Source organism: Clostridium sardiniense, from assembly GCF_016907995.1.
Lineage (GTDB): Bacteria > Bacillota > Clostridia > Clostridiales > Clostridiaceae > Clostridium > Clostridium sardiniense.
Window position 1 is genome coordinate 73,848 of the sequence record NZ_JAFBDA010000006.1, and the last position, 14,078, is coordinate 87,925.

Consider the following 14,078-nt stretch of genomic DNA (forward strand, 5'->3'; position numbering starts at 1 on the left):
TTTGAAATCTTATTTTTATCTTTTAATTAATAGTAAGGAGAAGATAAAAATGAAAGAATTTAGTTTAAAAACTAAAATATATTTTGGAGAAGGAGCTTTAAATAAGTTAAGTGAAATCTCAAATAAAAATGTACTGATTATATGCGATAAGTTTATGGAAGAGAGTAAAACAACAGAAAATATCTCAAATAAATTAAATAATTGTAGAATTTCTATTTTTAGTGATATTGTTCCAGACCCTAGCGTTCAAATAGTTGCTCTAGGAGTTCAAAAACTTAAAGATCTAAATGCGGATATAATTATTGCTCTAGGCGGAGGCTCAGCAATAGACGGAGCTAAAGCTATTCGTGAATACTACAATAATCTATTTAAAGAGGATTCAAAAACGATAGAATTTTATGCCATACCAACTACAAGTGGGACAGGCTCAGAAGTTACAGAATATGCAGTAATAACTAACAAAGAAGAAAATTTAAAATATGCATTAACTGATAAATCACTTCTACCTGATGTTGCTATTTTAGATGCGGAGCTTACTAAAACAGTTCCTAAATCTATAACAGCAGATACTGGTATGGATGTAATAACTCACGCTATTGAAGCCTATGTTTCAAAAAATTCTAATGATTTCTCAGATGCTTTAGCAGAAAAAGCATTATGTTTAGCCTTTAATAATTTAACATTAGCTTATAATGAACCAATAAATATAGTTTCTAGAGAAAAACTTCATAATGCATCTTGCCTTGCAGGTATTGCATTTAATGCTTCAGGACTTGGAATAACTCATAGCTTAGCACATGCTATAGGCGGTAAGCTTCATATCCCTCATGGAAAAGCTAACGCTATAATACTTCCTTATGTTATGGAGTTTAATGCTAATATTGATAACAAGTCATATATACAAGAATACGATTTAGTTGCATTAAAATATCAAAGACTTGCAAAAATTTTAGATATAAATGCATGCAGCACTATTATAGGAGTTAATAACTTAATAAGAAATATAATTAAGTTAAAAAGTGATTTATCTATTCCTAAGAATTTAATAGATCTTGGAGTAGATATCAAGGTAGTTAATGGTTTTAGAGAAGAAATAATAGATGCAGCATTAAAAGATGTATGTACTAGTTCAAACCCTAGGGAAGTATCTAGAAAAGATTTAGAAATATTATTAGATAAAGTAATTGGAATTTAAAATAAAGAGGTTAAGCATATAATTGCTTAACCTCTATTTTTTTTACATATTTTCTTATATTTAAAGATTATTAACATATTTTTTCAAGATAAGTATTGTATATATATTGAATTATCAATATGATAAGGATATATTAACAATAGTTAACAATCTTAACTACAGGTTAATTATTGTTAACAAAAGGTAAGGGGGATAACATATGAAGGATGAAATGTATTACATTGGGAAAGTGGAGAAGATCTGCAAGATAAGTAAAAAAACATTAAGGTATTACGATAAACTCGGCGTTCTATCACCTGATGCTGTACGAGATGAAAACGGATACAGATATTATAGCAAAGGCAATATGCTGTCTATTCCAGTAATAAAGTACTATAAGCAAAGTGGTTTTAAACTTGAAGAAATTAAAAATTTAATTTGTGAATCTAAATGTACTGAGATTGAGGAGAATTTTCGAGAGAAAATTAGAGAACTTGAAGAAGCAGAAAGAAATATAAATTTAAAAAAGCAATCTATAAGAGATTGGCATTCTTTAGTTAAAGAAGCAAAAATGGTTATAGATAATAATTTAAATGAAGTATCAGCTAAATATCTAAATAAGATTGATATGTTATATCTAGATCAAGAGTTTAATTACGATTATATGGATTCAATAATAAATATTGATTTTACTAATTATATCGAAAGTATTGAAAATGCAATTACAGGACCGGTTATAATACAGTTTCCATCTTACGAAGAAAAGATTAAAGGAACTTGTAAAACTATGAGAATAATTCAGCAAGGTCTTATAAAATGTGAAAAAGAAAAAACTACAGAGTTTGGGGGAAACTTAGTAGCCTCATGTTATCATATAGGGTCTCATGATAATATTAATGAGACTTATAAAAAAATAAAAGATTGGATAAAGCTACATAATTATAAATGTGAAGGTGAATGTTACGAAAGATATGTAGTAGATTATTGGACAAGCAAAGATAGTAGAAATTTTGTCACAGAAGTTATGATAAAAATAAAAAATTAGATTAAATTTAAAGGTTATATAAAAAAAGGTTACCCTTAGGTACAATGTTTTTTATATGACCTTTTTTATATTTTAATTCATAATTCTCAGAAATTTGAAAAAATATGATTAAAAACTATAAAAAGAGCAGTTTTTTATAAAAAATAACATTTATAAAAAGATAAAACTTAGTATTGACCTTTAAGTTAGGGGGAGGGCTTATAATTAAATCGAAGAGAACAAAGATAAAAATAAGAAGTATACAAAATATTCCAATAAGAAATAATTTTATAAGCACAATTACACTTCAAAAGTAAACGTTTAGAAGTAAAATGATTGCTAAAAATTTAACAAGGTAATCAGCTTATTTATAAATCAATTAAACGGGAGGAGTCCTTATTTATGACGGAGATATCAGTAGGAGTCAATTCTAAAGATAATGCTAGCGATAAAAGAGTTAGCAAGGCTATGGAATTGAAAGAAAAAATGAAAAGCAATTTCTTTAAAAAGGGAGTTGCAATAGCACTATTTTCAGGTGTTGCGTACGGGCTTTATACAGCATTCTTAACAATGGGAATGAGCAAGGGAGTTTGGGCAGATTGGTATGGAGCAAACACAGCTGGGCTTTCAGCATTTGTTGTAGTTTACTTACTTGCTGCACTTGGAAATGCAATTAATGATACGTGTAGTGCTTTTTGGGCAATTGGGAATTCATTAGTACAAGGTAAATTCAAAGATTTTATAAGATGTTTAAACTCTAAACCAGGCAGAATAATCGTGGGAGCAGCACTTTTAGGGGGACCAGTTGCAGGAACAGCTTATGTTATAGCTCTTCAAATGGCAGGTCCAATAATAGTTCCAATATCAGCTCTTTGCCCTGCAATAGCAGCGATACTTGGAAAAATACTTTATAAGCAAGAAATTACAAAACGTATGGCAGTAGGAATTGCAATATGCGTATTTGCTAGTTTCTTAATAGGAAGTACAGGTTTTTCAGGAGGAGTTTCAGGAACTGTATTTTTAGGAATTTTTATAGCAGTTATAGCAGCTTTAGGCTGGGGATTTGAAGGTTGTGTTGCTGGATATGCTTCAACCATGGTTGATCCACAAATCGGAATTTGTATCCGTCAATTAACATCAGGAATAGCAAATCTTTTCATAGTAGTACCTATAATGGGACTTTTAGCTGGAGGATTAGAGGTTTCTAAAAACTTAGTTATTCAAGCATTCACTAGCGGACCTGCAATGATATGGTTTGTATTAAGTGGATTATTAACATTCTTAACTTTCATGTCTTGGTATAAAGGAAACAGTATGTGTGGTGCTGGACTTGGAACTGCTTGTAATGGTACATACTCATTCTTCGGACCATTTTTCTGTTACTTAATTCTTGGTGTTATTTCAGGAATTGAAGGATGGTCATTACCAATAGTAGCTTGGATAGGAGCAATAATTATGATGCTTGGAATATTAACTATAGCTACAAATCCTTTAGATTTTTTCAGAAAGAAGGAGGCATAAGATTTATGAAACCTTTAAATTACGCTATATTAAAGCATTTTACAAAAGTAGGAGAAGCTTCAGCGTCAGATGTAATGGAAGCTTTAAAAGAAGATTATTCAAGCTTCAAAACATTTACTAAAGCAGCTGTAATAGATGCCTTATTAACAGCAGAAGCTAATGGATTAATCGAAGAAACTAGAGTTGATTTAGATCATAATGAAGAGCTTATTATCTTTTATTATGCAAATGAAGAGAGTAAAGCCGTAATCAATGGTTATATAAGAGATTAATTTAAAATGGAGGTATTTTAGATGAAATATTATGGTGATGAAGCTTTAGGGCTTGTAGAAACAATAGGTTTAGTTCCTGCACTTGAAGCGGCAGATAAAATGCTTAAGGCTGCAAATGTTGAATTAGTTTCATATGAAAATATAGGTTCAACTCTTGTTACTATAATGGTTAAAGGTGATGTTGCTGCTGTAAAGTCTGCTGTAGAAGTTGGAGCAGAGGCTGCAGGGGCTATAGGAAAACTTACAGCAAAAAACGTTATGCCAAGACCAATTAGAGAAGTTGGAAAAATAGTATCAGTTCATGATATCGATGAATAGAAAGGAAATGGTTAATATGATTAGACGTGAAGCAATAGGATTAATTGAAACGTTTGGATTAGTTTTTGCTCTAGAAGCAGCAGATGCTATGTGCAAAGCAGCAGATGTTGAATTAGTCGGTTATGAAAACGTGGCATCTGGTTATATTTCAGTTATAGTAACAGGAGATGTTGGAGCTTGTACAGCTGCTGTGGATGCAGGTGTTAGAGCTGTAGAGGAGATGGAAGATGGAAATCTTTATAGTTCAGTAGTTATAGCAAGGCCTCATAATGATCTTCAAAAAATAATAGATAAGTATGCTATAGAAGCACTTTAATAGAGTTTTAGAAAAGGGGAGAAGAGAATGAATATTATAGATAATGATTTGCTCTCCATGCAAGAAGCTAGAGTACTTGTTGAAAATGCAAGAGAAGCTCAAAAAAGTTTAGCTACATTTCCACAAGAAAAGCTAGATGAGATAGTAAACCGCATGCTTGAAGTAATTAAAGAGTATGATAGTGAACTAGCAAGATTAGCTTTTGAAGAGACAGATTCAGGAAAAGTAGAAGATAAATTAATAAAAGATAAGTTTGTAGTTTGTTATCTTAAGAAAAAACTAGATGGGATGAAATGTGTAGGAGTAATAGGAAAAGATGAAAAAAATAAAACTACTGACATTGGAGTGCCTATTGGTGTAATTACAGCTTTTTGCCCTATGACTAGTCCAGTTTCAACTATAATTTATAACGCTGTAATAGCAATTAAATCAGGAAATGCAATAGTATTTGCACTTCATCCTAAAGCAAAAAATGTCATGAAGAGAACTTTAGACATTTTAATAAGAGCAGCTGAAGGGTATGGACTTCCAGAAGGTGCTATATCGTATCTTAGTATAGTATCAGACAGTGGGTCTTTAGAACTTATGAAACATAGAGACACATCATTAGTTATGAACACGGGTGTACATGAATTATTAAAAGTTTCAGATAAATGTGGAAAACCAGTTATTTATGGTGGGACAGGTAATGGACCTGCATTCATAGAGAGAACTGCTGATATTAAAAAGGCAGTTAAAGATATTATAGATAGTAAAAGTTTTGATTGTGGAGTAGTCTCAGGTGCGGAACAATCTATAGTTGTAGACAGCCCTATTGCAAATGAAGTAAAAAATGAGCTTATTAAAAATGGAGCTTATTTTATGAGTGAAGATGAATCTAAGTCTCTTGGAAAAATTCTTTTTGATAAGTATGGAAATTTCGAAAAAGAGTTTATCGGAAAATCACCAGAATTTTTAGGAAAAAGAGCTGGTTTTAGTGTTGCATCTGGTGTAAAGGTTTTAATATCAAGTCAAAAGTTTGTATCTTTAGACAATCCTCATTCGAGAGAAAAACTTTGCCCAATACTTTCATTCTATGTGGAAGATGATTGGATGCATGCTTGTGAGAAATGTATAGAGTTACTATTAAGTGAAAGGCAAGGACATACCCTTATAATTCACTCAAATGATGATGAAGTAATTAAACAGTTCGCACTAAAAAAACCAGTTGGAAGAATCTTAGTAAATACTTCAGGAGTATTTGGAAGTATGGGGGCTACAACAAATCTTTTCCCATCAATGACACTTGGTAGTGGATCTATTGGAAAAGGAATGACTTCTGATAATGTATCACCAATGAACTTAGTATATATAAGAAAAGTTGGATATGAAGTCAGAGATAAAGATGAATTTTTAAATTCTATAGGCATGAATAGAGAGGTTAATAAGGTTATAGATGAAGATTTAGACAACTCTTCAGATAATATGAAGCTTCTTAAAAATGTTTTAACTCAAATATTAAAAGAAACCAATTAAAAAGAAAAGGAGTAGATAAAATGGATATTCGTGAATTTTCAAATAAATTTATAGAAGCCACTAAAAATATGTCAGAAAATGAGCGTCAATCATTATTAAAAATGTTTGAGAGCGTTTCAGATGAAATAAAAAAAGATGATGAACCTGTAAAGGTTGAATGTATAGTTTCTTCAAATGATGGCAAAGTTCCAGAAGGAATTACAGAACGTTTAGCAAAACTTAAAGAAAATTATTTAAAACAAGTTCCATCAATCACAACACATAGAGCAAGAGCTATAACTGAAATAGCTAAGCAAAACCCAGGAACACCAAAATCAATATTAAGAGGTAAATGTTTCAAACATTGTTGTGAGACTGCACCACTTGTAATTCAAGATCATGAACTTATAGTTGGAGCTCCAAATGGTGCACCAAGAGCTGGAGCTTTCTCTCCAGATATAGCTTGGAGATGGATGGTAGATGAGATTGATACTATAGGTGAAAGACCTCAAGACCCATTCTATATTTCAGAAGAAGATAAGAAATTCATGAGAGAAGAACTATTCCCATTCTGGCAAGGTAAGTCAGTTGATGAATATTGTGAAGACCAATATAGAGAAGCTGGAGTTTGGGAACTTTCAGGAGAATCATTCGTTTCTGATTGCTCATACCATGCAATAAATGGTGGAGGAGATTCAAACCCAGGATATGATGTTATTTTAATGAAAAAAGGTATGGTTGACATAGTTAAAGAAGCAGAAGAAAAGCTAAAAGAACTTAACTATGCAAATCCAGAGGATATAGAAAAAATCTACTTCTATAAATCATTAATTGATACTGCAGAAGGTGTAATGATTTATGCAAAACGTATGTCAGATTATGCAAGAGAATTAGCTGAAAAAGAGACAAATCCTAAGAGAAAAGCTGAATTATTTAAGATTTCAGAAGTAAATGCTAAGGTTCCAGCTCATAAGCCAGAAACTTTCTGGGAAGCAATTCAAGCTGTTTGGACAATAGAATCACTTCTAGTAGTAGAAGAAAATCAAACAGGTATGTCAATTGGACGTGTTGACCAGTACATGTATCAATTCTTTAAAGATGATATTGAATCAGGAAGAATGACTGAATTTGAAGCATTTGAACTTGCAGGATGTATGCTTATAAAAATGTCAGAAATGATGTGGATAACAAGTGAAGGAGGATCTAAATTCTTCGCAGGATACCAACCATTTGTAAATATGTGTGTTGGAGGAGTTACAAGAGCAGGTAGAGATGCAACAAATGAATTAACTTATCTATTAATGGATGCAGTTAGACACGTTAAGATTTATCAACCATCTTTAGCTTGTCGTATCCATAAATCATCACCACAAAAGTATCTTAAAAAGATAGTTGAGGTAATAAGAGCAGGAATGGGATTCCCAGCATGTCACTTTGATGACGTTCATATAAAAATGATGCTTGCTAAAGGAGTTTCAATTGAAGATGCTAGAGATTATTGTTTAATGGGATGTGTTGAACCACAAAAATCAGGAAGATTATATCAATGGACTTCAACAGGATACACTCAATGGCCAATATGTATAGAGTTAGTACTTAATAATGGAGTACCTCTATGGTATGGAAAACAAGTTTGTCCAGACCTAGGAGATATTGATAACTTCAAAACTTATGAAGAGTTTGAAGCTGCTGTTAAAGAGCAAATTAAATTTATAACTAAATGGACAAGCGTAGCTACAGTTATTTCTCAAAGAGTTCACAAAGAACTTGCACCAAAACCACTTATGTCAATGATGTATGAAGGATGTATGGAAAAAGGTAGAGGTGTTGAAGCTGGTGGAGCAATGTACAACTTCGGTCCAGGAGTAGTATGGAGCGGACTTGCTACTTATATTGATTCTATGGCTGCAATCAAAAAATTAGTTTTCGATGAGAAAAAATACACATTAAGAGAAATGAAAGAAGCATTAAAAGCTGATTTCGTTGGATATGAAAAATTAAGAAAAGATTGCTTAGATGCACCAAAATACGGTAATGATGATGATTATGCTGATTATATTGGAGCAGATCTTATAAACTTTACTGAAATGGAACATAGAAAATATAAAACATTATATTCAGTTTTAAGTCACGGAACATTATCAATTTCAAATAATACTCCATTTGGGCAATTAACAGGAGCTACTTCAAATGGACGTAAAGCTTGGACTCCTCTATCAGATGGAATAAGTCCAACTCAAGGAGCAGACTTTAAAGGACCTACTTCAATAATTAAATCAGTTTCAAAATTAGCTTGTGACAATATGAATATAGGAATGGTTCATAACTTTAAATTAATGTCAGGTCTTCTTGATACTCCAGAAGGAGAACAAGGAATCATAACATTATTAAGAAGTGCTTGTGCTCTTCAACTTGGAGAAGTTCAATTTAACTACTTAGATAATAATACATTAATTGAAGCTCAAAAGAACCCAGAAGCTTATAGAGATTTAATAGTAAGAGTTGCTGGATATAGTGCATACTTTGTAGAATTATGCAAAGATGTTCAAGATGAGATTATAAGTAGAACTATGCTAACACATTTTTAATAAAACTATAGGTCATGTAGTAGATTTTTCTACTACATGAGCTTAAGAAAGCTGGAGAGTTTAGGTATGAATAATAACACAAATGGAATTATACAAAGAAAGGCAAGGATTTTCAATATACAAAAATACAATATGTATGATGGGCCAGGAGTTAGAACTATAGTATTCTTTCAAGGATGTCCTCTACGCTGTAAATGGTGTGCTAATCCAGAAGGGATGATTAAAAAAAATAGAGTCATGTTTAAAAGCAATCTTTGTGAAAATTGCTTAGAATGTGTGGATGTTTGCCCAGTCGGTATTCACACAGTAAATAGCAGTACAAATAAACATGAAATAAATAGAAATATAGATTGTGTTGGATGTAAAAAATGTGAAGAAGCTTGCGTAAAATCAGCAATAAATATAATTGGGGAAAATAAAACAATATCAGAGCTATTAGAAATTATAGAAGAGGATAGAACCTTTTATGAAATGTCTGGTGGCGGAGTTACTTTAGGTGGTGGAGAAGTTTTAATGCAACCTGAAGCAGCTTTAAGTCTTCTTATGGCATGTAAGAATGTAGGAATAAATACGGCCATAGAAACTTCTGGATATACAAAAACAGAAACTATTCTAAAGATTGCAGAATTTACTGATTTATTCCTATTTGATATTAAGCATATAAACTCAGATGAGCATTTTAAATGGACTGGAGTTAGAAATGAGCAAATTTTAGAAAATTTAAAAAATCTACTTCAAAATAAATTCAATGTCCAAATTCGTATGCCTCTTTTAAAAGGTGTAAATGATAGCGAAGAAGCTATAACTAAAGCTATGGAGTTCTTACTTCCTTATAAAGACTATAAGAATTTTAAAGGTATAGATCTTTTACCATATCACAAGATGGGAGTAAATAAATATAACCAACTTGGCATAGATTACCCTGTATATGGCGATCCTAGTTTGAGCGATGAAGATTTAAACAGAATTGAATCTTATATAAAAAGATATGATATGAACGCAAAAGTGGTTCGTCATTAGAAATGAGTAGAAAAGTTATGGATAATTTTAATGAAAAAAACATACAAAGGGTAATTCAAGAATCAGTACCAGGAAAGCAGATAACTTTATCACACATTATTGCATCTCCTATGAAAGATATTTATGAAAGATTAGGAGTAGATGAAAAAGGAGCCATAGGGATCTTAACAGTAACACCATATGAAACTGCAATTATAGCTGCTGATATCGCAACTAAAGTAGCTGATGTAGAGATAGGTTTCTTAGATAGATTTACAGGATCAGTTCTTATAAATGGTGATGTTGATAGTGTTTATGAGGCACTTAATTCAGTAAACGAAACTTTAAGAGATATGTTAGGTTTTGCAATATGCCCTATAACTAGAACATGAGAAAAAAACGAATAATGGTTGTTGGTCCAAGCCGTTCTGGTAAAACAACTATAGTAAATTACTTAAATGATTATAATGGTCCTCTAAAGCGGACAGCAGATGTTATTTATGGTGAAAATACTATGGATATTCCTAGTTCTTATATGGAAAATGCTTGGATGTATAAACATATTATCGCTTTAGCGCAAGATGCTAAAAAAATAGTATTTGTGTTAGATTCTAAAAGTCCTAAAGAAGTTATTGGAGACGGATTTTCAAAACTTTTTAATATAGAAGTTATTGGAGTTATAAATAAGGTAGATAGTAATTATGAAAATATAGACAAATGCAAGCAGAGTTTAAAAAGAATAGGAATTATAGAGCCATATTTTTTAATTAGAGAAAATAGTGAAGTAGATATGAAAAAACTTAAAGAATATCTACTTAAATAGGTAGGTGAATATATAAATGCTTAGATTTATTACTGAAGATTACTTAAAGGACTTGTATAGAAAAGAGTCTTTTAAAGAATTTAAGCTTAATGAAGGTCAAAGGCTTACTCCGGGAGGTAGGCAGTACTTATTAGATAAAGGGATAAAGATAAATAGTAATTTACCTACAGATAGCAAAAAAGAAGAAAAAAGTGATGATATTTTAATAGATGAAAATAAACACGTAAAGTATAAAATACTTACATATAAATGTAGATCTGTTGAAGCATCATTTTTAAATGCAGCAAGCAAAATAATTAATGAGGACTTAATCTTAGCTCAAAAGCTTATCGATTTAGAAAGAGAAATTAAAAATATAAGAGAGTTTACAGAAGGCAAAATAAAATTAGAAGTCATTAATCCTAAAGTTTGTGATTTCAGTAATGAAGAGATAGAAATTACAGATGTATATATATACCTAAAAAATAGCGAAAAAATATTAAATCTTTACATCCTTTTATGTAAGCTAAATGAATTTAAATATGACATTCTAGAAAGATATGAAAATGATGAGCTAATAAATAAAATTTTAATTAATTTAGAAAATATTATAAATATATTATCTACGACTATATCTAAGGAAATAGGAGGCAGAAGAGTTGAGTGATAAGAGTAAAACTTTCGAGTACTGTGATAAATTAGTAAGCCAATTTGAAAAAGTTATAGAAAAGCCTATCTTAGAAAAATCATCAGTTTATTATACTGGTGTAGACCTTGGAACTGCGTGTGTAGTTTTAGCAGTATTAGATGAAAATTACAGACCAGTTGCAGGAGCTTACAGATATGCTGATGTAGTAAGAGATGGTATGGTAGTTGACTATATCGGAGCTGTAAAGATAGTTAGAGAATTAAAAGAGGAAATAGAAGAAAAGCTTAATACTGAACTGCTTTATGCAGCAGCAGCCATTCCACCAGGAACAGATTCTTTAGATGGTGGTGCTATAAAAAATGTTGTACAAGCTGCAGGCTTTGAACTAACGAATTTATTAGATGAACCTACAGCTGCAAATGAGGTTTTAAAAATTCAAAATGGTGCAGTAGTAGATATAGGTGGAGGAACTACAGGAACCTCTATTATAAAAGATGGAAAAGTAGTTTGCGTAGCAGATGAGCCTACTGGAGGAACACATTTCTCTTTAGTTATCTCAGGTGCATATAAAATGAATTTTAAAGAAGCTGATGAATTTAAAAGAGATAATAGTAATCATGAAGAATTATTACCAGTTTTAAAACCTGTAATTGAAAAGGTTGGATCAATAATTAATGATCATATAAAAGATTATGATGTGAGAGAGATTTCATTAGTTGGTGGTACAGCTTGCCTTACAGGAATTGAAGGAATAATAGAAAACAAGATTAAGGTATATACGCATAAACCTAAAAATCCAATGTTTGTTACACCACTTGGAATAGCACTTAGCTGCACAAGTGAAATCATAGAGTAAATGGAGTTTGAGTTTTATGAATTTTAGACTTATAAAATCACCAACAGAGGGAACAAAACGTGCTCTTATAAAAAGGATGGGGATAGAAGGCAAGGAAGTAATCGAGAATGTAGATGCTATTGGACTTGCTCAAGGTAAGCTAATTGATATGATTTATGCAATAGATATTGCTGAAAAGGCAGCAGGTGTAGTTGTTGAAGATATCAAGGGAGTATGTCCTCAACATATGACTTCAATTGCTATATTAGGTGATACTTCATCAGTTCAATCTGCAATAGAAGAAATCAAATCAAATATGAAAGAAGGATGAGTCTTATGATAACAGCAAAGTTAATAGATAATATCTGGGCAACTAGAAAAGCTGATAATCTTTATGGATTGAAGTTTATGCTAGCAGAAGAGATTGGTGGAAGCTTTAGTGGTAGAAGATTCATAGTTGTAGATAATATTGGGGCAGGAATTGGGGATAGAGTTATCGTAAGCACAGGATCATCAGCAAGAAGAATGGTTGGAAATGATGATATTCCAGTTGATGCAGCAGTAATTGGAATAATCGATCAGGACTGTAATTTTAGTGAGTAAGTTATAATTTCTGACGTAAGGATAGGCATTTTAATTATAAATAGTTGTAAACCCCATACTTTAAATATAAACTGAAAAATTTAGTGAAAGGATGTGAGAGTGTGAAACGATTAATTTGTGCAAAAGATATGGAAGAATTTTTAGCTACAGGGGAAAAGGTTTTCTATATAGATAAAGATGTTATCTTAACTCCGTCAGCTAAAGATATAGCTAAAAATAATGATATCTCAATTACTACAGAAAAAGTTAGTGAAAAAGAAATTTGTAGTACTAACTGTAAAGGCGTAGAAAGTTTAGATTCTAATAAGTTATTAGAGATGTTCAAGGAGTTAATAAACGAAGGGTTACTTCAAGAGATGTTAAAAATTTTAGCTAGCGGTGAAGATTCAAAGTTTGTATCTTCCCGCGATGAAAGTGGACTTAAAGTAGTAAGAGGAAGCTCAGTAAAGATGGATGTATTCGATACTGGAAATCCTAATAATAAAGTTTATTTCCAAGAATTAATAAGTAAAGATGAATCTAAGATGAGTGCTGGTTTTTTAATCATTGAAGATTCAAAATTCGAATGGGAATTAACTTATGAAGAGATAGACTATGTTATTGAAGGAACAGTAACTGTAGAAATTAACGGTAAGACTTATGAAGCAAATGCCGGTGATGTACTATTTGTTCCTAAGGGATCTAAAGTAGTTTGGGGATCACCTAATAAAGCTAAATTATTCTATACAACATATCCAGCCAATTGGGCAGATTTACTTTAATTACTTAAGGAGGATAGATGATTATGCAAGCAATAGGAATGATAGAAACTAAAGGATTATTAGCTACTATTGAAGCAGCTGATGCTATGGTCAAATCAGCAAACGTTAATATCCTTGAAAAAGTATATATAGGCGGAGGATATGTTTCGGTTACAGTAACTGGAGATGTTGGAGCTGTAAAATCAGCAGTTGATGCTGGTGTTTCAGCTGTAAATAGACTTGGCGATAATATTTTAGTTTCACACCATGTGATTGCAAGACCACATTATGATTTAGAAAGCATATTAGAAACTAAACCTGCTATAGAAAGATTAGAGGAATCTATAGAGGAAAAGGTTTTATGTGAAATGGTAGAAGAATCTATAGAAGAAGTAATTTCTGAAATTGTAGATGAAGCAGTAGAAGAAACTTTAGAAGAATCTATAGATAAAGAAATAATAAATGAAGGCTCAGAAGAAGTCCAGACTTTAGAAATTCTAGATAAAGTTATAGATTTAGATATGACTAAAGAAGAATTAGACAAGCTTGTAGAAGAAAAAGGATTAGATGAAGCTCTTAAAATTTTAGAAGATTTAAAAGTATCTAAAATAAGAAAGTTAGCAAAAGAATTTAAAGATCTTGATATTACAAGTAAGACTGTTTCTAAAGAAGACAAAGGAGCACTTCTAAATAGACTTAGAAATCACTATAAAAAATAGTGTTTTAAAGAAGGAGGAAAATTG

At 31.3% G+C, this 14,078-nt stretch carries 17 protein-coding genes; all 17 read left to right on the forward strand.

Annotated elements, in window-relative coordinates; translation table 11 throughout:
• Positions 1-49 precede the first annotated feature (49 nt).
• The 17 genes from JOC62_RS06875 (at position 50) to JOC62_RS19315 (ending at position 14,054) form a co-directional block, all read left to right on the forward strand.
• On the forward strand, positions 50-1,195 hold the full coding sequence (locus JOC62_RS06875) for a 1-propanol dehydrogenase PduQ (protein WP_204594491.1): 1,146 nt from the start codon (positions 50-52) through the stop codon (positions 1,193-1,195).
• A 199-nt stretch (positions 1,196-1,394) separates the two neighbouring features.
• Positions 1,395-2,219, forward strand: a complete 825-nt coding sequence (locus tag JOC62_RS06880) for a MerR family transcriptional regulator (protein WP_204594492.1) — start codon at positions 1,395-1,397, stop codon at positions 2,217-2,219.
• Positions 2,220-2,666: 447 nt separating this feature from the next.
• Positions 2,667-3,719: a hypothetical protein gene (locus tag JOC62_RS06885; protein ID WP_204594598.1), complete on the forward strand. Its 1,053-nt coding sequence runs from the start codon at positions 2,667-2,669 to the stop codon at positions 3,717-3,719.
• 5 nt (positions 3,720-3,724) lie between these two features.
• Complete coding sequence (locus tag JOC62_RS06890; protein ID WP_204594493.1) at positions 3,725-3,991, forward strand: hypothetical protein; 267 nt, start codon at positions 3,725-3,727, stop codon at positions 3,989-3,991.
• A gap of 21 nt (positions 3,992-4,012) precedes the next feature.
• Entirely contained in the window at positions 4,013-4,309 is a 297-nt protein-coding gene (locus JOC62_RS06895; protein ID WP_204594494.1) for a BMC domain-containing protein, read from the forward strand.
• Positions 4,310-4,325: 16 nt separating this feature from the next.
• Positions 4,326-4,625, forward strand: coding sequence for a BMC domain-containing protein (locus JOC62_RS06900; RefSeq protein ID WP_204594495.1), 300 nt, complete (start codon positions 4,326-4,328; stop codon positions 4,623-4,625).
• 27 nt (positions 4,626-4,652) lie between these two features.
• Entirely contained in the window at positions 4,653-6,140 is a 1,488-nt protein-coding gene (locus tag JOC62_RS06905) for an aldehyde dehydrogenase family protein (protein ID WP_204594496.1), read from the forward strand.
• Between the two features lie 20 nt (positions 6,141-6,160).
• Complete coding sequence (gene cutC, locus JOC62_RS06910; RefSeq protein ID WP_204594497.1) at positions 6,161-8,707, forward strand: choline trimethylamine-lyase; 2,547 nt, start codon at positions 6,161-6,163, stop codon at positions 8,705-8,707.
• Between the two features lie 66 nt (positions 8,708-8,773).
• Positions 8,774-9,727, forward strand: a complete 954-nt coding sequence (gene cutD / locus JOC62_RS06915; protein ID WP_204594498.1) for a choline TMA-lyase-activating enzyme — start codon at positions 8,774-8,776, stop codon at positions 9,725-9,727.
• Positions 9,728-9,744: 17 nt separating this feature from the next.
• Positions 9,745-10,098, forward strand: a complete 354-nt coding sequence (locus JOC62_RS06920; protein WP_204594599.1) for a BMC domain-containing protein — start codon at positions 9,745-9,747, stop codon at positions 10,096-10,098.
• Positions 10,095-10,529: a EutP/PduV family microcompartment system protein gene (locus JOC62_RS06925; protein WP_204594499.1), complete on the forward strand. Its 435-nt coding sequence runs from the start codon at positions 10,095-10,097 to the stop codon at positions 10,527-10,529. Before JOC62_RS06920 ends, JOC62_RS06925 begins: the two co-directional genes overlap by 4 nt.
• A 16-nt stretch (positions 10,530-10,545) precedes the next feature.
• On the forward strand, positions 10,546-11,175 hold the full coding sequence (locus tag JOC62_RS06930; protein ID WP_204594500.1) for a cobalamin adenosyltransferase: 630 nt from the start codon (positions 10,546-10,548) through the stop codon (positions 11,173-11,175).
• A complete protein-coding gene (gene eutJ / locus JOC62_RS06935; RefSeq protein ID WP_204594501.1) occupies positions 11,168-12,013 on the forward strand; it encodes an ethanolamine utilization protein EutJ in 846 nt (281 codons plus the stop codon). The genes JOC62_RS06930 and eutJ overlap by 8 nt, the downstream gene beginning before the upstream one ends.
• Before the next feature lie 16 nt (positions 12,014-12,029).
• Positions 12,030-12,323, forward strand: coding sequence for a BMC domain-containing protein (locus JOC62_RS06940; protein ID WP_204594502.1), 294 nt, complete (start codon positions 12,030-12,032; stop codon positions 12,321-12,323).
• A 5-nt stretch (positions 12,324-12,328) separates the two neighbouring features.
• Positions 12,329-12,595, forward strand: coding sequence for a EutN/CcmL family microcompartment protein (locus JOC62_RS06945; RefSeq protein ID WP_204594503.1), 267 nt, complete (start codon positions 12,329-12,331; stop codon positions 12,593-12,595).
• A gap of 101 nt (positions 12,596-12,696) precedes the next feature.
• Complete coding sequence (locus JOC62_RS06950) at positions 12,697-13,356, forward strand: cupin domain-containing protein (RefSeq protein ID WP_204594504.1); 660 nt, start codon at positions 12,697-12,699, stop codon at positions 13,354-13,356.
• Positions 13,357-13,373: 17 nt separating this feature from the next.
• Positions 13,374-14,054 (forward strand): BMC domain-containing protein, encoded by a 681-nt coding sequence (locus JOC62_RS19315; protein WP_204594505.1) that lies wholly within the window; start codon positions 13,374-13,376, stop codon positions 14,052-14,054.
• Positions 14,055-14,078: the final 24 nt, after the last annotated feature.